20 protein-coding genes are annotated in these 22,297 nt (G+C 61.5%); 11 read left to right on the top strand and 9 right to left on the bottom strand.

What is annotated here, in order from left to right; translation table 11 throughout:
* Window positions 1–88: 88 nt before the first annotated feature.
* The 5 genes from CAK78_RS14280 to CAK78_RS14300 all read right to left on the bottom strand — a co-directional run bounded on the left by CAK78_RS14280 (window position 89) and on the right by CAK78_RS14300 (window position 5,182).
* Window positions 89–1,075 (bottom strand): helix-turn-helix transcriptional regulator, encoded by a 987-nt coding sequence (locus CAK78_RS14280; RefSeq protein ID WP_005308002.1) that lies wholly within the window; start codon window positions 1,073–1,075, stop codon window positions 89–91.
* A 304-nt stretch (window positions 1,076–1,379) separates the two neighbouring features.
* Window positions 1,380–1,766: a SirB2 family protein gene (locus CAK78_RS14285; RefSeq protein WP_094697696.1), complete on the bottom strand. Its 387-nt coding sequence runs from the start codon at window positions 1,764–1,766 to the stop codon at window positions 1,380–1,382.
* On the bottom strand, window positions 1,763–3,619 hold the full coding sequence (locus CAK78_RS14290) for a monovalent cation:proton antiporter-2 (CPA2) family protein (RefSeq protein WP_094697697.1): 1,857 nt from the start codon (window positions 3,617–3,619) through the stop codon (window positions 1,763–1,765). Before CAK78_RS14290 ends, CAK78_RS14285 begins: the two co-directional genes overlap by 4 nt.
* Window positions 3,620–3,689: 70 nt before the next feature.
* Window positions 3,690–4,289: a glutathione-regulated potassium-efflux system oxidoreductase KefF gene (gene kefF, locus CAK78_RS14295; protein ID WP_141214191.1), complete on the bottom strand. Its 600-nt coding sequence runs from the start codon at window positions 4,287–4,289 to the stop codon at window positions 3,690–3,692.
* Between the two features lie 56 nt (window positions 4,290–4,345).
* On the bottom strand, window positions 4,346–5,182 hold the full coding sequence (locus tag CAK78_RS14300; RefSeq protein WP_176452799.1) for a LysR family transcriptional regulator: 837 nt from the start codon (window positions 5,180–5,182) through the stop codon (window positions 4,346–4,348).
* A 143-nt stretch (window positions 5,183–5,325) separates the two neighbouring features.
* Between CAK78_RS14300 and CAK78_RS14305 the strand changes: the two genes are divergently transcribed.
* From CAK78_RS14305 to CAK78_RS14330, 6 genes are all read left to right on the top strand, one after another.
* Window positions 5,326–6,051: an SDR family oxidoreductase gene (locus CAK78_RS14305; RefSeq protein WP_176452800.1), complete on the top strand. Its 726-nt coding sequence runs from the start codon at window positions 5,326–5,328 to the stop codon at window positions 6,049–6,051.
* A gap of 87 nt (window positions 6,052–6,138) precedes the next feature.
* Window positions 6,139–6,462 carry a hypothetical protein gene (locus CAK78_RS14310; RefSeq protein WP_042005464.1) on the top strand — a complete coding sequence of 108 codons (324 nt, stop codon included), beginning with the start codon at window positions 6,139–6,141 and terminating at the stop codon, window positions 6,460–6,462.
* A 47-nt stretch (window positions 6,463–6,509) separates the two neighbouring features.
* Window positions 6,510–6,941: a DUF411 domain-containing protein gene (locus tag CAK78_RS14315; RefSeq protein ID WP_005308011.1), complete on the top strand. Its 432-nt coding sequence runs from the start codon at window positions 6,510–6,512 to the stop codon at window positions 6,939–6,941.
* Between the two features lie 224 nt (window positions 6,942–7,165).
* Window positions 7,166–9,319, top strand: coding sequence for a S9 family peptidase (locus tag CAK78_RS14320; RefSeq protein ID WP_176452801.1), 2,154 nt, complete (start codon window positions 7,166–7,168; stop codon window positions 9,317–9,319).
* Between the two features lie 416 nt (window positions 9,320–9,735).
* Window positions 9,736–10,707 (top strand): TAXI family TRAP transporter solute-binding subunit, encoded by a 972-nt coding sequence (locus CAK78_RS14325; RefSeq protein ID WP_176452802.1) that lies wholly within the window; start codon window positions 9,736–9,738, stop codon window positions 10,705–10,707.
* A gap of 86 nt (window positions 10,708–10,793) precedes the next feature.
* On the top strand, window positions 10,794–13,355 hold the full coding sequence (locus CAK78_RS14330; protein WP_094697703.1) for a TRAP transporter permease: 2,562 nt from the start codon (window positions 10,794–10,796) through the stop codon (window positions 13,353–13,355).
* Window positions 13,356–13,540: 185 nt separating this feature from the next.
* On the opposite strand, the gene CAK78_RS14335 is transcribed toward CAK78_RS14330, so the two are convergent.
* The gene (locus CAK78_RS14335) at window positions 13,541–13,681 is read right to left on the bottom strand and encodes a hypothetical protein (RefSeq protein ID WP_010635406.1); all 141 of its coding nucleotides are present in this window, start codon (window positions 13,679–13,681) and stop codon (window positions 13,541–13,543) included.
* Between the two features lie 188 nt (window positions 13,682–13,869).
* Between CAK78_RS14335 and CAK78_RS14340 the strand changes: the two genes are divergently transcribed.
* Entirely contained in the window at window positions 13,870–14,496 is a 627-nt protein-coding gene (locus tag CAK78_RS14340; RefSeq protein ID WP_094697704.1) for a lysoplasmalogenase, read from the top strand.
* A gap of 62 nt (window positions 14,497–14,558) precedes the next feature.
* Here CAK78_RS14340 and CAK78_RS14345 read toward each other — a convergent pair whose 3' ends face one another.
* Window positions 14,559–16,112, bottom strand: coding sequence for a DHA2 family efflux MFS transporter permease subunit (locus CAK78_RS14345; RefSeq protein ID WP_025202374.1), 1,554 nt, complete (start codon window positions 16,110–16,112; stop codon window positions 14,559–14,561).
* Entirely contained in the window at window positions 16,112–17,164 is a 1,053-nt protein-coding gene (locus CAK78_RS14350; RefSeq protein WP_094697705.1) for an HlyD family secretion protein, read from the bottom strand. Before CAK78_RS14350 ends, CAK78_RS14345 begins: the two co-directional genes overlap by 1 nt.
* A gap of 96 nt (window positions 17,165–17,260) precedes the next feature.
* Between CAK78_RS14350 and CAK78_RS14355 the strand changes: the two genes are divergently transcribed.
* Together CAK78_RS14355 and CAK78_RS14360 are read left to right on the top strand one after the other, a co-directional pair.
* Window positions 17,261–18,163, top strand: coding sequence for a LysR family transcriptional regulator (locus CAK78_RS14355; protein ID WP_005308024.1), 903 nt, complete (start codon window positions 17,261–17,263; stop codon window positions 18,161–18,163).
* A gap of 55 nt (window positions 18,164–18,218) precedes the next feature.
* Window positions 18,219–18,533, top strand: a complete 315-nt coding sequence (locus tag CAK78_RS14360) for a putative signal transducing protein (RefSeq protein WP_005308027.1) — start codon at window positions 18,219–18,221, stop codon at window positions 18,531–18,533.
* Window positions 18,534–19,004: 471 nt separating this feature from the next.
* On the opposite strand, the gene CAK78_RS14365 is transcribed toward CAK78_RS14360, so the two are convergent.
* On the bottom strand, window positions 19,005–19,841 hold the full coding sequence (locus CAK78_RS14365; RefSeq protein ID WP_094697706.1) for an XRE family transcriptional regulator: 837 nt from the start codon (window positions 19,839–19,841) through the stop codon (window positions 19,005–19,007).
* A 152-nt stretch (window positions 19,842–19,993) separates the two neighbouring features.
* Between CAK78_RS14365 and CAK78_RS14370 the strand changes: the two genes are divergently transcribed.
* Window positions 19,994–20,236 (top strand): helix-turn-helix domain-containing protein, encoded by a 243-nt coding sequence (locus CAK78_RS14370; protein WP_094697707.1) that lies wholly within the window; start codon window positions 19,994–19,996, stop codon window positions 20,234–20,236.
* 1 nt (window position 20,237) lies between these two features.
* Window positions 20,238–22,295 carry a transposase domain-containing protein gene (locus CAK78_RS14375; RefSeq protein ID WP_094697708.1) on the top strand — a complete coding sequence of 686 codons (2,058 nt, stop codon included), beginning with the start codon at window positions 20,238–20,240 and terminating at the stop codon, window positions 22,293–22,295.
* Window positions 22,296–22,297: the final 2 nt, after the last annotated feature.

Genomic DNA, 22,297 nt, shown 5'->3' on the forward strand with positions numbered 1-22,297 from the left:
TCGGAGGGTAAGGCTTAAAAATTAGTTGAATAAATATGCTCAAAAAGAATACAAAAAGCCGGGCTTGGCCCGGCTTGTTGAGAAGGTGTCAGCTGACGCGGCTACCCGGTGTCGGATATGCCTTTCGCAAGGATTCTGGCGCCAGCACTTCCAGGTTCCCGCTCATGTTGTTGAGCCAGGTACGGAACTCCGGAGTGTCCTGCACCTCGGTTTCCACTACCACGCTGCGCTTGTCGTAACGGGTCATGCGCGGGTTGTGGCCGGGGATCTGGCCGTCGACCAGGGTTGGGCAGTTGGCATCGATGCGGCCGACGAAGCGGATCGGCCCGCTGACATCCTGGTACCCCTGATCGCGGATCAGTTTCTGGATATTGAAATCCTTCGGCTGGGTCGCGCTGAAGTTGGTCAGCTCCACGTTCTTGATGTGGTCGAACGGGATGCCGTAGACCTTGGGATCCAGCTCGGACAGGGTGCAGAGCAGGGTCGGCCCCTCCGCCTGGTTCAGAATGCCGAGCGGATTGATGCGGTCATAGCAGAGCCACACGGTGCGCTCCTTGATGACACGCTGGATCTCGGCGCTGAACTTGCGGCCACGCCACAGAGCATCGCGGATCAGGGTGCTGCGGCGGATCTCCGGGTTGCCGGCAAACGGGCGCGGTGACTGGTGCACGCTCTCGAGCCAGCGTTCCGCCAGTTCGCTCTGGCTGTCACGGATCACCTGGCTGGCCTTGTCGACCAGCGGGTTCAATTCGGTCAGGACACTGGCGGGCAGCAGCTGGCTGGCCTGGTCGCTCCAGGTTTTCAGCGCCACTGCCAGTGACAGCGGCATGATGTTGGCAAAATCGTTGAGGCCATGGCGCTCGAAGCACCAGCCGTGTGGTTTGCTGCGTTCATCCGAGGTGAGATCGAACAACCCCATGCCGGACATCTCTTCCAGGTCCCGTTGCACGGTACGCAGACTGACATGAATGCCTTCTTCTTCCAGTTTTACCTGGAGTTGGCTGGCGGTCAGCTTGTAAGGGCGGTGCGGGATGCAACGCGCCAAGGTCAGTTGTCGTAACAGCTTCTTACTCATGGTGCATGCCTTCACTGGTTTAGCGTTGAGTGTATCCTAGCCATGCCTTGCGACAGTCTATGTCGCAAGTTTTGCTGCGACAACTGTCGCCATTTTCATACAAACCAAGCTAACTACATGATCATAAAAGAGAACGCTCTCTTTTCTGGCAGCAATTGAGGCTAAAAAATGATGAAAATTCGCCAAATGAAAGTGCTGTCTTACGGATTTGATGCAGAAGAAAAAACAGAAATGATGGGTGAGCGCAGAATATGATGTGGAGGAGAGGACTCTCCTCCACCGGGCGGGGATTTTTGCTGTCGGATCAGGCCAGCCAGGACCAGGCCGACTTGGTGATGGCTGCGCCCACCATGTAGCCAAATACCGCCAGGGCAGCGAGGCCGGCCACCAGCTTTTGACTGCGCGCAGGGCGCTTGAGCGCCATGACGCCAAGGCCGATGTAAACCACCAGCGCGATCAGCTTGGCCATCAGCCAGGGCTGTTGACCCGGGCTCATCTGCAGGGTCACCGCCAGCAACACCCCGAACAGCAACAGTAAGGGATCGTTGATGTGGGGCAGGATCTTCAGCCACTTCTGCTGCAGGCGGGCACTGCCCCCCAAGGCCAGCAGCCAGCGATAGAGGAACAGCAGCACGCTGACCAGCGCCAGCGTCATGTGCAGGTGTTTGAGCAGGGGGTAATAGGCAATCATATTGCTTCCTTGTCGTTGTCGGGCAGACCGCTGTTCCAGTTGTGGGCGTGAATGCGCTCCTGTCCTTCCTGATCGTCTTGCAGCAGATCGGAGAGGATGTCCCGGTATTGCAGGCTCTTGTTGATATAGGTGTGTTCGTCGTCCAGGTAGTTGACCTGCTCCCGCAGCAGCCAGTTGTCGTGCTGCTTGAAGGTCTGCCCGGCCCGCCAGGCCTGGTTGGCCCGAAAGCCGAGCTGGGTCAGGGCTTCCACCCCCAGATCCACGGCGGAACCCAGGGTTTCCCGATACACGCTGCCCACGCCCTGGCGCAGGATCTCGTGAGCGTGGGGACGATCCTGGGCTCGCGCCAGTATCTTAAGGTGCGGGAAGTGTTTCTTCACCATTTCAATCACTTCGAGTGACGTTGCAGGGTCGTTGATGGAGAGCACCAGCAATTTGGCCTTGTGGGCACCGGCGGCGTGCAGCAGGTCGAGCCGGCTGGCATCCCCGTAGAACACCTGATAGCCATACTTGCGTAGCATCTCGATCTGGCTGGCATCCTGCTCGAGGATGGTGGTACCTATGCCATGGCCGTGCAGCAAGCGTCCCACTATCTGGCCGAAGCGGCCGAAGCCGGCGATGATCACCGGGTGCTCCACCAGCTCCGGCTGCTCGTGCTGCGGGACCTCGCTCTGGTTGCGATAGTCGAACCAGGGCTGGATCACCCTATCGTTGAGGATCAGCAGCAGCGGCGTCAGCGCCATGGAGAGCGCCACCACCAGGGTCAGCAGGGCGATGGTATCTCCCGGCATCACCCTGTTCTGGGCGGCGAACGAGAACAGCACGAAGGCAAACTCTCCCCCCTGGGCCAGCGCCAGCCCAAAGGTCCAGCGCTGGCTCGGCGAGATGCGGATGATGAAGCCGAGCGCCATCAACACCAGCCACTTGAGCAGCATCAGGCCGACCACCAGGGCCGGGATCAGCAGCGGATGTTCGGCAAACAGCCCGAAGTTGATGCCGGCGCCCACCGACATGAAGAAGAGGCCGAGCAGCAGCCCCTTGAACGGCTCTATGTCCGCCTCCAGTTCGTGGCGGTATTCGCTGTCCGCCAGCACCACCCCGGCGAGGAAGGAGCCGAGAGCGGGGGAGAGGCCGACCGATTCCATCAGCACGGCGATGGCGATCACCAGCAGCAGGGCGGCGGCGACGAAGATCTCCCGCATGTGGGACTGGGCGATGGCGCGAAACACCGGGCGCATCAGGTAATGACCACCCAGCACTATGCCGGAGATGGCGGCCACCACCAGCAGGCCGTGCTGCCAGCCGGCCAGCTCAGAGCTGCCGCTGCTGGCCACCGGCGCAATGGCCAGCAGTGGCAGGATCGCCAGGATGGGGATGACGGCGATGTCCTGGAACAGCAGCACCGCGAAGGCGGAGCGGCCGCTCTCGCTCTGCATCAGTTTGCGCTCCTGCAGGCTCTGCAGCACGATGGCGGTGGAGGAGAGCGCCAGGATGAGGCCGATGGCCAACCCCTGTTGCCAAGGCAGGCCGATGAGGTGGGCCACGCCGGTCAGGGCGGCCGTGGTGAGCAGCACTTGCAGTCCGCCGGTGCCGAGAATGGGGCCCTTCAGCTGCCACAGCAGCGCTGGCCTGAGTTCCAGTCCGACCAGAAACAGCATCAGCACCACCCCGAATTCGGCGAAGTGCATCACGTCTTTTTGCTCACCCACCAGCCCCAGCAGGAAGGGGCCTATGATGATCCCTGCCAGCAGGTAGCCGAGCACGGATCCCAGTCCCCAGCGCTTGGCCAGCGGCACCGCGATCACCGCGGCGGAGAGGTAGATGAAGGCATCGAACAGCAAACCGTGTCCCATCAGCGGATCCTCCGCGCTGCGGTGGAGGCCGATGAAGGCAGGCCGGGACTACGCCCGGATCGGGTTCGGGTCATGGAAGTACCTCCAGCAGATCGCGTAGATAGGGGCTGCCGCCGAGTTGTTCCGGGGTCAGCTGCTCGTCGCGCAGGGCGCACAGCAGCTGGCGATAGTCCTGGCCGCAGCGGCGCAGCGCCTCCGGGTCTCGGATCTTGTGAAAGGAGTGCAGCACGAACGGGGGCAGCCAGCTCATGCCGCACAGCTGGGCCGTCTGTTGAAAGGGGAGCAGGAAGTCGAGCAGCGGGCGCTGGTTGTAGCCGGCGCTGCAGTAGGATTCGGGGGCTCCGCCGGTGGTGATGGCCGACAGCCACTGCTTGCCGTTGAGGGCGTGGGCTTCCGGGCCATAGGCGTAGCCGTACTCCAGCACCAGGTCCATCCACTCCTTCATGATGGCGGGGCAGGAGTACCAGTAGAAGGGGTGCTGGAAGACGATGATGTCGTGTTCAGAGAGCAGGGCCTGCTCCCGCTTCACGTCGATGAACATGTCCGGGTAGTGCAGATAGAGGTCGTGCAGGGTGACGCCCTCCAGCCCGTCGATGGCCTGCAGCAGCTGCTTGTTGGCCCGGGAACTCTGCAGCGCCGGGTGTGAGAAGATGACCAGAATGCGTTTCATGGGGTCCTGACCTGAAGAGGAGTGGATGCCGGCAAAAGATGCATTGCGCAGCGACGTTAGCAAGAAGCGCCGTGGCCCGCCAGCTCTGGGATCAGCTCGCGCAGCGCCGGATTGAGGGTCTGGTGGGCGGGATAGCAGAGGCCGATGCGCCGGAACATCCGGGGCCCGCTCACGGGCACGGTGCACAGACCCGCCTCGTCCTCCACCAGTCCGTCCGGCAGGAAGCTGATGCCGACCCCGGCCAGTACCAGCGCCATCACCAGCCCCTTGCTTTCGGCCTTGGCCACCAGATTGAGGGTGAGCCGATCACAGGCCAGCAGGCCTATGGTCTGCTGATGGGCTTCGCAGGGAGGGCACTCAATAAAATCATAATGTTGCAGCTCGGCCAGTTCGAGTTGTCGACGGCCGGCGAGGGGATGGTCGCGGCGCACGCACAAGACATAGTCCTCCTCCCACAGCGGCAGAAAGATCTCGTCCTCCCGGCGCAGGGCATCCAGGGTCAGCCGGCAGTCGGCAGGCGTCCCGTAATCGGAGAGAGTGAGATCCAGCTCGGGCAGCACCTGCTGCAGCAATCCCGCCAGCCGGCGCCGGCTCAGGTCCGGCATGATGGCAAGATTGAGCCGCGCACGCGTCGCCTTCTGGCGAAACAGCTCGGGCAGACGGCGCGCTTCTTCCACCAGCTTGACCGCGTGGGGATAGAGGTAGTGGGCCGGGTCCTTCGCCTCCACCCCTTTCTTGCCCCGGATGAACAGGCTGTCACCCAGGGTCTCTTCCAGCTGGCGCAGCCCCGCCGAGAGGGAGGGCTGGCTGACGTGGCAGCGTTCGGCCGCCGCCGTGATGTTCTTCTCTTCATAGATGGCGATGAAGAAACGCAGCAGTCTCAGATCCAGCATAAGCCCAACCATAGTTTTTTCAGATGATAACCAGCGGAAAACAATATTTATCACTGATGGATGCAGTGACTATAGTGATCCCGTTCCGTGCTGGCCAGCCGCTTCTTTGCTCAAACCGACTCTTGAATCAGAAGGAAAACATTATGTCCAAGCCTCTCGTCGTGATCACCGGTGCCTCCGCCGGGATCGGTGCCGCCATCGCCCGCGCCTTCTCCGCTGCCGGCCATCCGCTGCTGCTGCTGCTGGCCCGTCGGGTCGAGCCCATGCAGGCGCTGGGCCTGCCCGATACCCTCTGCATCGGGGTCGACGTGACCGACACCGCCGCCATGAAGGCCGCCATCCAGCAGGCCGAGGCGCAATTCGGTCCGGTCGGCTGCCTGGTCAACAATGCCGGCGTCATGCTGCTGGGCCAGGCCGACGTGCAGGATCCGGCCGAGTGGCAGCAGATGCTCAACATCAACGTGATGGGGGTATTGAACGGTGTTCACGCCGTGCTGGCCGGCATGAAAGCGCGCCGCAGCGGCACCATCATCAACATCAGCTCCATCGCCGGTCGCAAGACCTTCCCGAACCATGCCGCCTACTGCGCCACCAAGTTCGCGGTACACGCCCTGACCGAAAACATCCGGGAAGAGGTGGCCGATGTCGGCGTGCGGATGGTGACCATAGCCCCCGGCGCGGTGGAGACCGAGCTGCTCAGCCACACCACGGACGAGAGCATCAAGGCCAGCTACCACGACTGGAAGGATCAGATGGGCGGCGTCATTGCGCCCGAGGTGATCGCCGAGGCAGTGCTCTATGCATGGAGCCAGCCGGCCAATGTCTGCGTGCGCGAGATCGTGCTGGCGGCCACCCGTCAGCAACCTTGATGGCGGCTGACCGGAAGAGGGGGAGGGCTTGACCCTCCCCCTGGGCCAGGGGTTACCATAGGCCACCTTTCGTCAATGAGTCGTCTCATGGTTCTGACCCGTCGCCAACTCGCTCGCGCCCGCCGCTGGCTCCCCCTGTGGAGTCTGCTGATGGTGCTGATGTCGTTTGGCAGCCGGGCGGCGACCGATCTCTGTACCCTGACGCCTCATTGCAGCCAGAGCGAACGCACCCTGGAGAAGGCCATGCCCTGCGGCAGCTTCACCTCGGCGCTCGCCATGACGGTGCTCAGCAGTGACAGCCTGACGGTTGCCATGCTGGAACCCGACTCCCCGGATTTCATCTCTCCTTCCCAGTTCATGCCGGATGTCCCGACCGACCGGCTGGAGCGTCCTCCCCGCACCCTGGCTTGAATCTGACCCCCGTTCCCGGGCATGTTTCATTCAATCTGAGGTGAGTTATGTACAAATCCCTGCTACTGGCCGTGCTGGCCGGTACCGTCAGCTTTTCTGCTCTCGCAGCCGAGAAGATGACCGTCTACAAATCCAAGTACTGTGGCTGCTGCCAGGCCTGGAACAAGCACATGGAAGAGAATGGCTTCGAGCTTGAGGTCATCGAAACCGAACAGCTTGCACCGGTCAAACAGCAGTACGGCATCACTCCGCAGCTGGCCTCCTGCCACACCGGCGTGGTCAACGGCTATGTGATCGAGGGACACGTGCCCGCCGCCGATGTGCAGAAACTGCTCAAGGAAAAACCGGCGATCCGCGGCCTGACCATTCCGGGCATGCCCCAGAGTGCGCCGGGCATGGATATTCCGGGTCAGCCCTATCAGGTGCTGAGCATCAGCAATGAGGGCGCGACCAGGGTCTGGTCGAGCTACCCCGGCTGATGAAGACTGGCCGTGAGCAGACACACTTCCATCATGTGAGGCACACCTGAGCGAGCCCGTGTCGCTCACGGTCAGGTATGGGGGCCGCCATCGCGAGATGGCGGCCCTTTTACATCCCGGCGCGGGAGAACTTGCAACTGAAGGCGACAAGGGGCAGATTGGTCCCCTGTCCAAGGAGCCAAGGCTCAGGTCCGCCAACCCTTTTAAAGCGCAAAGGATGCGACATGTTCACCTTTTCCCGAGGGCTTCTGCTGCTGGCTTGCCTGGCCGCCGTTCCCTGTTCATATGCCAATAATGAGTCCGCCATGCCCACACGCGACACCCAGATCCAGCCTCCCGTGGCCGCCAAACACCCCCATACCCTGAAAAAACACGGGGATACCCGGGTCGACAACTACTACTGGCTGCGCGATGACGAGCGCCAGAAACCCGAGGTGCTGGCCTATCTGGAGGCCGAAAACGCCTACACCGACGCCATGCTCAAACCGGTCAAGCCGCTGCGCGACCAGCTCTATCAGGAGATGGTGGCCCGCATTCCCCAGCAGGACGAGTCGGTGCCCTATGTGAAGAACGGCTATCGCTACCAGACCCGCTACGAGCCGGGCAAGGAGTACGCCATCTATTCGCGCAGCAAGCTGGGTGAAGAGGCTACAAGCCTGCTGCTGGACGGCAACCAGCGTGCCGAGGGCCACGAGTTCTACGCCCTGGGGGCGCTCGAGGTGAGCCGCAACAACCGCTGGCTGGCGGTGGCGGAAGATTTCCTCTCCCGCCGCCAGTACCAGATCCAGTTCCTCGATCTGGAGAGCGGCAAGTGGGCCGCCGAGTTGCTTCCGAACACCTCCGGCAATCTGGTGTGGGCCAACGACAGCAAGACGGTGTTCTACGTGCGCAAGCACCCCAAGACCCTGCTGCCCTACCAGGTCTATCGCCACGAGCTGGGCACGGATCCCGCCAAGGACACCCTGGTCTACGAGGAGAAGGACGACACCTTCTATGTGAGCCTCTATGCCACCACCTCGGAAGATTTCATCGTCATCGCCCTCTCCAGCACCACTACCGGCGAGGCGCGCCTCATCGATGCCAACGTGCCGACCCAGGCGCCGCGGTTGTTCCTGCCGCGCCAGGTGGATCACGAGTACAGCCTGGATCACTACCGCGGCCGCTTCTATGTGCGTTCCAACAAGGACGGCAAGAACTTCGGCCTCTACGAGACCAAAGAGAGCCCGGTGGAGCGCTGGAAGGCGGTGATCGCCCCCAATCCGGATGTACTGCTGGAGAGCTACGCCCTGTTCAAGGAGTGGCTGGTGCTGGAGGAGCGCAGTCAGGGGCTGACCCGGCTGCGCCAGGTCAACTGGCAGAGCGGCGAGCAGAAGGAGATCGCCTTCGACGATCCCGCCTATGTCACCTGGCTTGCCTACAACCCGGAGCCGGACACCAGCGCCCTGCGCTATGGCTACTCCTCCATGACCACGCCGTCTTCCACCTACGAGCTCGACCTGAACAGCGGCAAGCGCACCCTGCTCAAGCAGCAGCCGGTGGCGGGCTTCAAGGCCGATCAATATGCCAGCGAGCGGCTCTGGATCACCGCCCGTGACGGTGTGGCCGTGCCGGTGTCGCTGGTCTATCGCAAGGACAAGTTCAAGAAGGAGGGGACCGGCGCAGGCACCAATCCGCTGCTGGTCTACGGCTACGGCTCCTATGGCGCCAGCATGGAGCCGGACTTCAGCAGCGCCAGGCTGAGCCTGCTGGATCGCGGCTTCGTCTACGCCATCGCCCACATCCGGGGTGGCGAGGAGCTGGGTCGCCACTGGTATGAGGATGGCAAGCTGCTGAAAAAGCAGAACACCTTCAATGACTTCATCGACGTGACCGAGGCGCTGGTGGCACAGGGCTATGGTGCCAGGGGTCAGGTCTATGCCATGGGCGGCAGCGCCGGCGGCCTGCTGATGGGGGCCGTCATCAACCAGGCGCCCCAGCTCTATCGCGGCGTGGTGGCCCAGGTGCCCTTCGTCGACGTGGTCACCACCATGCTGGACGAGTCCATCCCCCTCACTACCGGCGAGTACGACGAGTGGGGCAACCCGAACCAGAAGCGCTACTACGACTACATGAAGGCCTACAGCCCCTACGATCAGGTCAAGGCACAGGCTTACCCGAATCTGCTGGTCACCACGGGTCTGCACGATTCCCAGGTGCAGTATTGGGAGCCGGCCAAGTGGGTGGCCAAGCTGCGCGAGCTGAAGACGGATGATAACAAGTTGTTGCTGAGCACCGACATGGACGCTGGCCACGGCGGCAAGTCGGGCCGCTTCAAGGCCTACGAGGATATCGCGCTGGAGTTTGCGTTTATCCTGGATCTGGCCAAGCCAAAAGCATAAGTCACCAAGGTTGCAGCCCTTGCCAGACAAGGGCTGCAAAAGAATCTCCTTTCTCTCTTCCCGCCTGCCGTCCGGTAGCACAACCAATTAATCTCCGATCGGCAAATTAATGATCGGCTTCAAATTTCTGGCGCCTGATATTCCTGATTTTGTGTTTTTTGTTTGATTTATGTTGGCGCCGTGTGCTTAATCGATGCCGTTATAACTCTTTAATTGGCACCCTCGGTGCCAATTATCTCTGGTTGGCATGAAGCCGACTGTCTCACCACAGGATGCTGGTGGCTTTTTGGGGAACGCTGGTCGTTCACCCATTTCCTCATCGCGAGGTCACGGACGACCGCCGACGCAGCACGGCGGTTTGTCTTGCATTCGCCCGTGGAACGGGCGAGCTGAATCAATCAAAAAGGATGAACAACATGAAAGGATTATCCCTGGCGTGTGCCCTGTCGGCAGCTCTGGTCGGCGTTTCGTTTGGTGGTCCGGTACAGGCGCAGGAGCGCTTCGTGACCATAGGCACCGGCGGTCAGACCGGCGTCTACTATGTGGCGGGCCAGTCCATCTGCCGCTTCCTCAACCGCGGCGCCGCCGATCACCAGATCAAGTGCAACGCCCCGGCCAGTGGCGGCGGTGTTGCCAACGTCAACGGCATCCGCTCCGGCGAGTTCAATTTCGGCATCATGCAGTCCGACCACCAGTACAAGGCGATGAAAGGCGTCGAGCCGTTCAAGGCCGAGGGTCCGATGGATGACATCCGCGCCGTCTTCTCCCTGCAGAGCGAAGTGTTCACCATCCTGGCACGCAAGGACGCCAAGATTGCCAGCTTCGACGATCTGAAGGGCAAGCGCGTCAACATCGGCAACCCGGGTTCCGGCCAGCGCGATACCTTCGAAGAGATCATGGCCGTCAAGGGCTGGGACAAGTCCGTGTTCAGCCTGGTCTCCGAGCTCAAACCCGCCGAGCAGGCCTCTGCCCTGGGTGACAACAACATCGACGCCATGAGCTACTTCGTCGGTCACCCCAACGGTGCCATCCAGGAAGCCTCCACCACCACCGACACCGTGCTGGTGCCGGTGACCGGCCCCGAGATCGACAAGCTGCTGGCCGAGAAGAGCTACTACAGCAAGGCCGAGATCCCGGGTGGCCTGTACAAGGGCAGCCCGAACCCGACCCCGTCCATCGGTGGCAAGGCTGTGCTCTCCACCAGCGCCAAGGCTGACCCGGAAGTGGTCTACCAGCTGGTCAAGTCCGTGTTCGACAACCTGGATCGCTTCAAGCGCCTGCACCCGGCCTTCGCCGACCTGAAGGAAGCCGACATGATCAAGGTGGGTCTCTCCGCCCCGCTGCATGAAGGCGCGGTGCGCTACTACAAGGAACGTGGCTGGATGTAATCCGGCTGCGTCTTAGGATGTGCCCCGGACTCGCTCCTCCTTCGGGGGGGCGAGTCTCTTTATTGCAGTACCAACAGAGCCACACTATGCAGCAAACACAACAACAAGAGGCGCTCTCGGCCGAAGAGCTGATCGCCCAGGATGTGGGAGCCCGCCTGCCGGTGGGCACCATGAGCTGGATCATCGCGGGTCTTGCGCTGATCTGGTCCCTGTTCCAGCTCTGGATCGCTTCGCCGCTGCCGTTCTCCCTCGGCATCGGTGTTCTCAACGACACTGAAACACGCTCGATTCACCTGGCTTTCGCCATCCTGCTCGCCTATCTGGTGTTCCCGGCCATGCGCAGCTCGCCGCGCGACCGCGTGCCGCTCGGCGACATCGCTCTCGGCCTCATCGGCGCCGCCGTCGCCAGCTATCTGTTCATCATGTATGAGCAGCTGGCCCAGCGCCCCGGCAACCTGACCACCATGGACTTCGTGGTCGCCTGTATCGGCATTCCGCTGCTGCTGGAAGCCGCCCGCCGTGCCCTCGGCCCGGCCCTGGCGGTGATCGCCATTGTCTTCCTGGCCTACAGCCTGGCCGGTCCCTGGATGCCATCCCTGCTGGCGCACCGTGGTGTGAGCCTGCATGCGCTGGCCAACCACCAGTGGATCACCACCGAAGGGGTGTTCGGCATCGCCCTCGGGGTCTCCACCAGCTTCGTCTTCCTGTTCGTGCTGTTTGGCGCCCTGCTCGAGCGCGCCGGTGCGGGCCACTACTTCATCCAGCTCGCCTTCAGCCTGCTCGGCCACCTGCGTGGTGGCCCGGCCAAGGCGGCAGTGGTGGCCTCGGCCCTGACCGGCGTCATCTCCGGCTCCTCCATCGCCAACGTGGTGACCACCGGCACCTTCACCATCCCCATGATGAAACGGGTCGGCTTCTCCAAGGAGAAGGCCGGCGCGGTGGAAGTGGCCTCTTCGGTCAACGGCCAGATCATGCCCCCGGTCATGGGGGCCGCCGCCTTCCTGATGGTGGAGTATGTCGGCATTCCCTACGTCGACATCATCAAGCATGCCTTCCTGCCGGCGGCCATCTCCTACATCGCCCTGCTCTACATAGTGCACCTCGAGGCGCTCAAGCTCGGCATGCAGCCCATCGGCAACCGTCAGCCGCGCACCTGGCTGCAGCGTCTGACCGGTTTTGCCTTCGGTGCGGCGCTTATCAGCGGCCTCTCCATGGCGGTCTACTACGGCCTGGGCTGGCTCAAGCCGGCGCTGGGTGACTACGCCCTGCCGGGGGTCTGCGTACTGCTGGCCGCCGCCTACCTGGGACTGCTGAAGATCGCCGCCAGCAACGAGCCGCTGCCGGCCGAAGATCCGGACAAGCCGCTGGACGAGCTGCCGAGCACCCGTGCCGTGCTGCTCTCCGGCCTGCACTTCCTGCTGCCGGTAGTGGTGCTGGTGTGGTGTCTGATGGTGGAGCGCCTCTCCCCCGGCCTGTCGGCCTTCTGGGGCTCGGTGATGCTGGTCATCATACTGCTGACCCAGCGTCCATTGCTGAACTGGCTGCGCACCGACGGCAAGCATGACTACGGCAGCTTCACCGACGGCGTGGTGGATCTGCGCGAAGGGCTGATCGCCGGCGCCCGCAACATGATCGGCATCGGCATCGCCACCGCCACCGCCGGCATCATAGTCGGGGCCGTCTCCCAGACCGGGGTCGGCCTGGTGCTGGCGGATCTGGTGGAGTTCCTCTCCATGGGCAACCTGCTGCTGATGCTGCTGCTGACCGCCCTGCTGAGCCTGATCCTTGGCATGGGGCTGCCCACCACTGCCAACTACATAGTGGTATCCAGCCTGCTGGCGCCCGTGGTGGTGACCCTGGGCCAGCAGAACGGCCTTATCGTGCCGCTCATCGCGGTGCACCTGTTCGTCTTCTACTTCGGCATCATGGCCGACGTGACCCCGCCGGTGGGGCTGGCCTCGTTCGCCGCGGCGGCTGTCTCCAAGGGGGATCCCATCAAGACCGGGATCACGGCGTTCTACTACAGCCTGCGTACCGCGGCGCTGCCGTTCCTGTTCATCTTCAACACCGACCTGCTGCTCATCAACGTGGACTTCGCCCACGGCGTGCTGATCTTCATCGTGGCCACCATCGCCATGCTGATCTTCGCCGCCGCCACCCAGGGCTACTTCCTGGTGAAGAGCCGCTGGTACGAGAGCGTGCTGCTGCTGCTGGTGGCCTTCACCCTGTTCCGTCCCGGTTTCTGGATGGACATGCTGCACGACCCGTATCGCGACGCCGCCCCGGCCGAGCTGGCCCAGACCATGGGCCAGGTGGAAGTTGAGAGCACCCTGCGCCTGCGCATGGAAGGGGAAGATGCGGTAGGCAAGCTGCGCCGCTTCACCGTGCTGCTGCCGGTACCGGATGGTGCGAGCGGCGAGGATCGTCTGGCCAAGCTGGGGATCCAGACCTATGAGCAGGACGGCAAGACGCTGATCGACAGTATCACCTTCGGCAGCCAGGCCGCCGAGCTGGGGCTGGAGATGGATCAGCAGATCCTGAGCGTCAAGGCGCCGACCGAGCGCTGGCCCAAGGAGCTGATGTGGCTGCCGGGCTTCCTGCTGTTCGGTGCCGTGGTCTGGCTGCAGCGGCGTCGTCTGGCACGCTGATCCCGCACCCAATAAAAACGGCGCCACGATGGCGCCGTTTTTATTTACCCCGTGTGGGGGTTATTCCTGCGGAGCTTGCTTTTGCGGCAGGTTGAAAGGCTGTTGCTTCACCTAGCTCAGTTCCGGCTGCTCTCAGACCTATTCAACGCGGCACATCATGATATCTATACGGGCCGCGGGAGGGCTTATTCTTGCGGATCCTGCTCCTGCAGCAGGCTCAGGGTCTGTTGCTCCACCTGGCTCAATCCCAGCTGCTCGCAGGCTTGCTCAAAGCTGATTCCCAAGTGACACATCATGATGTCGATGGCGGGCAGATAGTTTCTCATTGCTTCTTCCATGGTGATCCTCCGAACCCGTTCCTTATGCCCGAACCGGGTGGACGGGACAATTAGACTTTAGGTGTAGAGTGCTCGTTTGCTGAGCGCCTCTGCCACTGGCCGGGGGAATTTGTTACTCTCCCTGTCAGCAAGAAGATGTCGCCGTATGACTGCGAGCGACACGTGAGGAGCAGGGCATGTTATTGAGTTTCTTGATCATCGCATCGGGCTGGTGGCACATTCGTGCGGCCTACGGCTCAGACTCCCGTCAGTTCTACATCAGCAAGCCGCTGACCATGCTGCTCATCATAGCGCTGGCGTTCGGCTATCAGGGATATGACCACGACGGCTCCCATGCCTGGATCCTGCTCGGTCTCTGCCTGTCGCTGGCGGGCGACGTGCTGCTGATGCTGCCGAGCGATCGCTTCATCCAAGGGCTGGCGGCATTTCTTGTCGCGCACCTCTGCTACATCGTCGGCTTCGCCCAGGGGCCGCTGGTGCTGAACCTGGTGGACGGCCTGCTGTTGCTGCTGGTGGCGGGCATGGTGTTCGGTCTGCTGTGGGGCAAGCTCGGGGAGATGAAGATCCCCGTCTTCTGCTACATGCTGGTGATCATCGGTATGGCCTGGGTGGCCGCCGGTGCCTGGCACGCCCCCCTCACCGCCGGCAGCGCCGCCGCCCTGGTGGGGGCGCTGATGTTCCTCTTCTCCGACAGCATGCTGGCGCTGGACCGCTTCCGTCGCCCCTTCCCCCATGCCACCGCCTGGGTGATGAGCAGCTACTTCGCTGCCCAATTCCTGATCGCCGCCTCGCTGGCGGGTTGACCGGCGGGCCGCAATAAAAAAACGGGCCTGCCGGCCCGTTTTGCTATTCCCTTCCCACTCTTTCACGCCTCGACCGGTTCGGCATCCGGCGCCCTCGGGGCCGGCTGCTTGAGCAGCAGCATCAGGGCGCTGGCGATCAGCAGGAAGATACCCATCACGAAGAACACCTGGTTGTAGGCCATGATGGCCGCCTCGCGGCTGATGGTGTTCGACAGCATGGCCTGAGCCTGCAGACGGGCCAGCTCTGGGCCGGAGCCCTGGGCCATCATGCTCTGGGCCAGCTGCAGCAGATAGGCCTGTCCCTCTATGCTGGTGGCGGCCAGGGTACTGCCGATCTGGCTGACGTGGGTGCGGGTATCGTTGTCGATCAGGGTCGCTATGATGGCGATGCCGAAGGCACCGCCCAGATTGCGCAACACGTTGAGCAGGGTGGAGGAGGAGGGGATCTCGTCCGGCGTCAGGCTGGCGGTCGCCACCAGGGAGAGTGGCACCATGATGAAGGGCTGTCCCAGCGCCCGTACGATGAGCGACTGGATCAGCTGGGGCCCGGCGTAATCCGCACTCATGTTCATGTTCATGAAGCAGCTGACGGCGAACACCAGAAAGCCGAAGCTCACCAGATAGCGCGGGTCTATCTTGTGGGTCAGCTTGGGTACCAGCGGCAGCACCAGCAGCTGGGGCAATCCCATCCACATCAGCACCTCGCCGATTTCCAGCGCGTTGTAGTTGTGGATCTGGGTCATATAGAGGGGCAGCACATAGATGGAGCCCATCAACGCCATGCCGAGCACCAGGTAGGCGAAGCAGGCCAGCGCGAAGCGCGGGTTGTGCAGCAGCCGCAGGTTGACCAAGGGGTGGCGGCGCAGCAGCTGGCTGATGACGAAAAACACCAGCGCTACCACCGAGATGACGGTGAGCCGCACGATGAAGCTGGAACCAAACCAGTCCTCCCGGTTGCCCTCTTCCAGCACCACTTCCAACAGGCCAAGCCCCACCGCCATGGTAAGGATGCCGATGAGATCCACCCGCTTGATCACCTCCCAGTCCACCGGCTTCTTGTCCAGCCCGTGGGCCAGCATGGCCATCACCAGCAGTCCCGGCGGCACGTTCAGGTAGAAGATGTAGTGCCAGGACATCTGTTCGGTCAGCCAGCCGCCCAGGGTCGGCCCGATGGCGGGGGCGAAGGTGGCGCACAGACCGAACAGCGCCATGCCGGTGGCCCGCTTGTGCAGCGGCAGCAGGCTGACGATGAGGGAGAAGGCCATGGGGATCAGCGCCCCGCCGGTGAAGCCCTGCAGCGCCCGAAAGACGATCATGCTGGTGAGGTTCCAGCTGAACGAGCAGAGCACGGAGGCGATGATGAAGGCGCCTGTGGTCCACAGCAGGTAGCGCCGTACGCTCAGCCCCCGGCTCAACCAGCCGCTCAGCGGGATGGCGATCATTTCCGCCACCAGATAGGAGGTGGAGATCCAGGAGCTCTCGCTCAGGGTGGCCGACAGGGCCCCCTGAATGTCCTTCAGGGAGGCGTTGGTGATCTGGATGTCGAGGATGGCCATGAAGGCGCCGATGAGGCCCCCCATGACCGCGATCCAGTTGCGGCGTGGTATGGCGTCCATCAGTTGGCGGCGACCACGGGATCAGGGCTGCGGGTGTCGACTATCACCTCGGTGGAGAGGCCAGGCAACAGCTTGCCTGCCAGCGCGCCCGGATCCGGAATGCGGATCTTCACCGGTACCCGTTGCACGATCTTGGTGAAGTTGCCGGTGGCGTTCTCTGGCGGCAGCAGGGCGAACTTGGCGCCGGTGGCCGGTGCCAGGCTGTCGATGATCCCCTCGACCGGCTGATCCGGGTAGGCATCCAGGATCACCTCCACCTTCTGGCCGGGCTGCATGTGAAGCAGCTGGGTCTCCTTGAAGTTGGCCTCGACCCACACCTGCTGCAGCGGCACCAGGCTGGCCACTTGCATGCCGGACTGAACGTAGAGCCCCGCCCGCAGACTGCGCTTGCCGATGATGCCGTTGGCCGGTGCTCGCAGCTCGGTATAGGCCAGCTCCAGCTTGGCCTGCTCCAGCTGGGCGGCACTCAATGCCAGCTTGGCCTGGTTCTGCTTGGCCTCGGCATCCAGCACCAGCAGCCGCTCGCGGGCGGCCTGCAGGGCCGCTTTGGCCTCCTGTTCCTGGGCCTGATTGACTTGCAAGCCGGCCCTCACCTCGTCCAGGCTGTCCTGGGAGCTGTAGTGGCGCTGGTTGAGCTGGCTGACGCGGCGCACCTGCTGCTGGGCCCGGACCTGTTCGGCATTGGCCGAGCTGACCTTGGCCTCGGCCTGACGAATGAGGCTCAGCTGCTGGGTGCGGGTGGCGGCGAGATTTTCCGCCGTCGCCTGGTTGAGACGCAGGTCGGCTTCGGCCTCGGCCACCTTGGTCTTGTACTCCCGGTCGTCGAGGCGGGCGATGAGCTGGCCGGCCTTCACCGCCTGGTTGTCGGTCACCAGCACTTCGCTGATGTAGCCGGAGAGCTTGGAGCCGATGCCGGTCACCTCGCTCTGCAGGTAGGCGTTGTCGGTGCTCTCGAAGTAGCGGCCGTGCAGATACCAGTAACCGGCAAACAGCAGGCCGAGCAGGGCCAGTATCATGGCGGCCAGCAGGGGGATCTTCTTGTGTTGACTCATGTGGGGGATTCCTGAACTTAAGAGAGGCAGGCTAACACTGGCCAACTGTTTCGATTAGTATCCATTTATGAGATATACAGTTTCACTGGTGCAACAATGGATCTGAACGCTGCATTGATTCTAGTGCGGATCGTCGACAAGGGTTCCTTCACGGCGGCCGCCCAGGAGCTGGGCATGACCAAGGCGACGGTGAGCCGGCGCATCGCCGAGCTGGAGCAGCGCCTCGGCGTGCGGCTGCTCTACCGTTCGACCCGCCAGCTCACCCTGACCGAGGCGGGCGAGCAGTACTATCTACGCTGCAGCAAGGCGGTGGACGAGCTGGCTCAGGCCGAGCTGATGGTGAGCGCCAGCCAGCAGGAGGTGACCGGCACCCTCAAGCTGGCGGTGCCCATCGAGGCGGGGCAGCTGGTGGTGGGTCGGCTGGTAGCGGAGTTTCTGCAGGCCTATCCCGGTCTGCAGGTGGAGCTGGAGCTGACCAATCGCATCGTGGATCCCATCAACGAGGGGCTGGATGCGATCGTGCGGATCGGCGACATGAGCGATTCGAACCTGGCGGCGCGGCGGCTGTGGAGCAATGCCCGTCTGATCTGTGCCAGCCCGGCGTACCTGGCGCGCAGCCCCGCCATCACTCATCCCGAGGATCTGGTACAACATGAGCGGGTGGCGGTGACCAGCGGCTTTCTGGCCTCGCACTGGTGCTTCGAGCGGGATGACAAGGAGGTGCTGGTTGACCCTCCCTCCCGCTTTCGGGTTAATAATATAACCTGTGCCCGAGAGGCGGCGAAGGCCGGGTTGGGGCTCGCCTCCCTGCCCGCCATGCTCTGCCACGAGGAGCTGGCGAGCGGGACCTTGGTGTCCGTGCTGCCCGAGTGGCAGCAGCCCAGGGTACCCATTTACCTGCTGTTTCCGGAGCGGCGGCTGATGCCGCGAAAATTGCGGGTGTTCATCGACTTCATCGTGGCCAAGGGGGCCGACTACGGCATAGACACCCTGCTGTAGCCGGCCAGAGTCGGTGCCGTGGTAACGGCATCGTGGGGGATCTGAGGGGGAAGACATGGATCACTGGATCAATCTGTATCGGGCTTCCCATTCGCTGGAGGCCCACGCCCTGAAAGGGGCGCTGGAAGTGGAAGGGGTGCCGGTGCGGCTCAATGGCGAGGCGCTGTCGGGTGCCCTGGGCGAACTGCCGGTGGACATGCTGCAGGTGACCCTGATGGTGCGCGAGCAGGATCGCAGCAAGGCGGGACGGGTCATCGAACGCTATCAGCAGCGCCAGGGCAACGGCTGGCTGTGCGGTCAGTGCGGGGAGGAGAACGGCGCCAACTTCGACGTCTGCTGGCGCTGCCACCACGATCCCCACGAAAATTAATCGTTCGCCCTGCCTCAGCGCAGGGTGAAGTCGATATCCTCCCCCGCGCTGGCGTCGTGATAGGTCGCCAGATCCAGCTCCTGTGAGGGGGTGATCTAGATATGAACCTATGAGATCAATATGGTGAACCCCTCTTGAAGCCCCGTTGAATAAGGGTTTAAGTGAGGTTTGATAGGGGATGGATCCTTTTCTCGTGATCCATGAAATTCAGGTTTTGCATGTAGCAGCTATGAACCTGAATCAGATCAAGATAATGGGGCTGGGCCCCACTTCACTTCCGCTACACCATTCGATTCCTGCAACCCTTGTTATCTCTTACTATTGGATCCTTTAACAACGCCTTGAAAACGATCCTCTCATCATCTATCGCAATTCATAATGCATTAAATGCAACGCATTGAATTTAAATGATTAAGTTAGGTTTAGATATGGCTGTAACGCTTCATGGAAAAGGATCCCGACTTTGACGCGTCATAGTTTGCGGCCTGTCCAGACGACGCGGCCAATGACCGCTATGTCCTCAATCTGGTTGGCCTGGATGTGGAGGGTGTCATAAGCCTGGTTATCACTTTTAACCAGTAGACCTCCCAGCAGATCGAGCTGAAGGCGCTTAACCAGAAGGCGGCCATGCAGCTGGATCACATAGATACCATCTTGCCTGACGATCTCTTCCGGCGTTCTGCCATTCCTTAGGTAACGAGTGTTGCCATCATCATCGGCATAGGTGAACGCTTCGACCAGAATGGGGGCCCCATCTTGTATGGTTGGCTCCATGGAGTCACCACGAGCTCTAATGATGCGTAGTGCTCTGGCGTTCAACCCCTCACGCTCAATCCATTCACGACGGAATGCCATACGGCCTGAGCTCTCCTCTTCAGCCACATAGCTTCCTGCACCTGCGGCAGCCTCTACCGTGCTCAGGTCATTGACCATGATGAAATCATCCATATGGGGTGGTAAGGCAATACTGCGTGTTTCAACAGCTGTTAGAGCACAGGTTTGATGTCCTTCTCTAGCGACACCCGCCTCTGTACTTGGCCTCTCCTCACCAGAGGCAAGCCATGCTAGAGAACATCCTGACACTTCGGCAATCGCTCCCAACGTATCTAAATCTGGATAGGTTTCGCCTCTCAGATACTTCCTGATCGTCGTATCAGACACTCCGCATTTTTTCGCGAATGCGAGGTTTGACTCGCCATTCATAGCCTTTTTCAGTCTCTCTCCGAATCGATTTATTTGACCCATAAGAAAAGATTGATCTCGCGAACTTTTCTCACCCTCGATTGTTTCTTTGTAAGTATCTGACATAAAAGGAAAATTCCACCATCGTGAGTTTTGTTTGAGTGACAGAAGAAAAAATCGCACGCAAGCCTTAATTCTGCTTTTTGTTCGATCAATACTTTCCCCAGTCGGATAATTCGTTTGTGTTATCCAAATAGATAACCGAGGAGTATCGCAAAATGCCGAACATTGGACAAGAAGGCACCGATTGGGAGTCTTGGGTCATCGTTGCAAAGTTGAAAATGCAAAGAAAAAACATGCGTGACCTGTCTAAGGCTGCCGGGCTCGGTGCGGACACGTTGAAAAATGCGTTGTATCGGCCTTGGCCGAAGGGCGAACGGATCATCGCGGACGCTCTTGGCGTTGCACCAGAGGAGATCTGGCCAAGTCGCTATAACAACCGGGCCAGCAAGGTGGCATGAGATGAACAGCAAGTGGATCTCAGTCAAGGAATGCATCGGGTTGCCTGGAATGCCGAGCGTTGAATGCAATGTCCGCATCAAACTCAACAAGCTGACAGAACAAAAAAACGAATGGCGCCAGAAGCGGGCCAAGGGCAAGGGGTTTGAATATCACATCGACTGTCTACCACCAGAGGCGCGTGCTCACGTCATCCACCAGCAGGTGAAGGATCTCAAGAAAGGTGAAGTGAAGACCCGTATCGAGATCGGCAGTGAGGAGTTGTGGCTCACCTATCAGGAGTCGAGTGAGAAGAAGCGTCAGGAGGCCAGTCGTCGGTTTGAGGTGTGCCTGATGGTGGCGGATCTGGTTGAGCGTCATGGCATGGGTATCAAAAAGGCCATGGCTGAAGTGGCCGAGAAGACCGGTATTGCCGCCTCCAACCTGACCCGCTGGTTCTATGTCAAACCGGGTCTGAAGCGGATTGATAAAGGGGATTGGCTGGCGGCCCTGGTCGATGAAAACGGCCTCAATACCAAACGGCGTGCCGAGTTAAGCCCGGAGGCCTGGTCCTTCTTTCAAGGGGATTGGCTGCGCAGTGATGCCCCCACTGTTCAGGCCTGCTATGAGCGACTGACTCGGGCGGCAGCCCTAAACGGTTGGGCTGTACCCAGTATCGACACCATCAAAAATCGCATTAAAACCCATATCCCGCTGGAGTTGCGGGTGGCGATGCGCGGCGGGGTGTTCAAGGCCAAGCAGACCCTGGTGCCTGCCCAGCGCCGGACCCGCGTGGGATTGCACGCCCTGGCTCACGTCAACGGCGATGGCTACACCCACAACCTTTGGGTGGCACTGCCCAACGGCGAGATCGTGCGCCCCACCACCTGGTTCTTCCAGGACGTTTACAGCTCGATGCTGCTCTCTTACTGCGTCGATGTGAGTGAAAACACCGACATGCTGGGGCTCGCCCTGCACCAGATGGTCAGCCGTTACGGCGTGCCTGATGCCTGCACCCTTGACCGAGGCAGTGCGGCACTGAGTCAGGCGATGACGGGCCGGATGTGTCGCCCCAGTGGGCGGGATCGCAAGCACAAGAAGTTCGACTCGGCAGAGGTCGAAGGGGCGATGAAGGCGCTGGGGGTAGAGGTGACATGGACCCGCGTGGAAGCGGATACCGCTGGTAACAAGGGTAACGCACGGGCCAAGCCGATTGAACGGGCCTTTAACGGCAAGAGCGGCCTGGGTGAATATGTGGACAGGCACCCGGCCTTCAACCTGGCGACCGTTGGCGACTCGGTAGAGAAGAAACCCGCCCACTACGTGGACTCACAGAAGAATGCCATCCCGTTGGAGACCTTTCTGGCGGTATTGGCAGAGGAAATTGAAGCCTGGAACAGCCGTACCGGTCGGCGCAGTGAAATGGCCAGGGCTCGCGGGCTCAGTTATCGCCAGGTGTTCGAAGAGAGTTACAGCCAGGTCAGCGTGCGCAAGGCCACCGAACAGCAGCTGTTGCTCTGCCTGATGCGCACCGAGCAGTGCCGGGTTAACGAAGGCGGGTTGATTGAGCTCAAAGCAGGCCAGACGCCCCTGGGCGAGCGCAACCGCTATCACAGCTCGTTGCTCTATCCGTATATCGGCACCCAGGTGTCCTTGCGGTTTGACCCCTTCAACTTGCACTCGGGGGTGTATGCCTACGACGAAAAGGGAGCGCTTATCGGCCTTATCCCCATCCTGGAGGACGTTGGCTACAACGACCAGCGCGGGGCCCGCCTGCAACGGCTGGCACAAGAAGAGGTGATGGGCAGGGTTGAGCTGATGCAGAACACCGCCCAGATGATGACACCGGCAGAGGTTGCCGACCAACTGCGCGATGCGGCCATGAAGCGCCAGGAGAGTGCAGACGACAGCGTCTCGCAAGGGTTGGCCCCTGGACTGGTGCAGATGATGCCAGAGCTGTCGAGATTGCCCGAACAGATGGCCTTCAAGCGGGCGGCAGGGTGTGACACCACACCGATGAGCCCAGCAGACAGCATCGATTTTACCGACACATTGATTGACCTATTTGGAAAGAAGGACTGACG

Source organism: Aeromonas sp. A35_P (genome assembly GCF_002259925.1).
GTDB classification, from domain to species: domain Bacteria; phylum Pseudomonadota; class Gammaproteobacteria; order Enterobacterales; family Aeromonadaceae; genus Aeromonas; species Aeromonas dhakensis.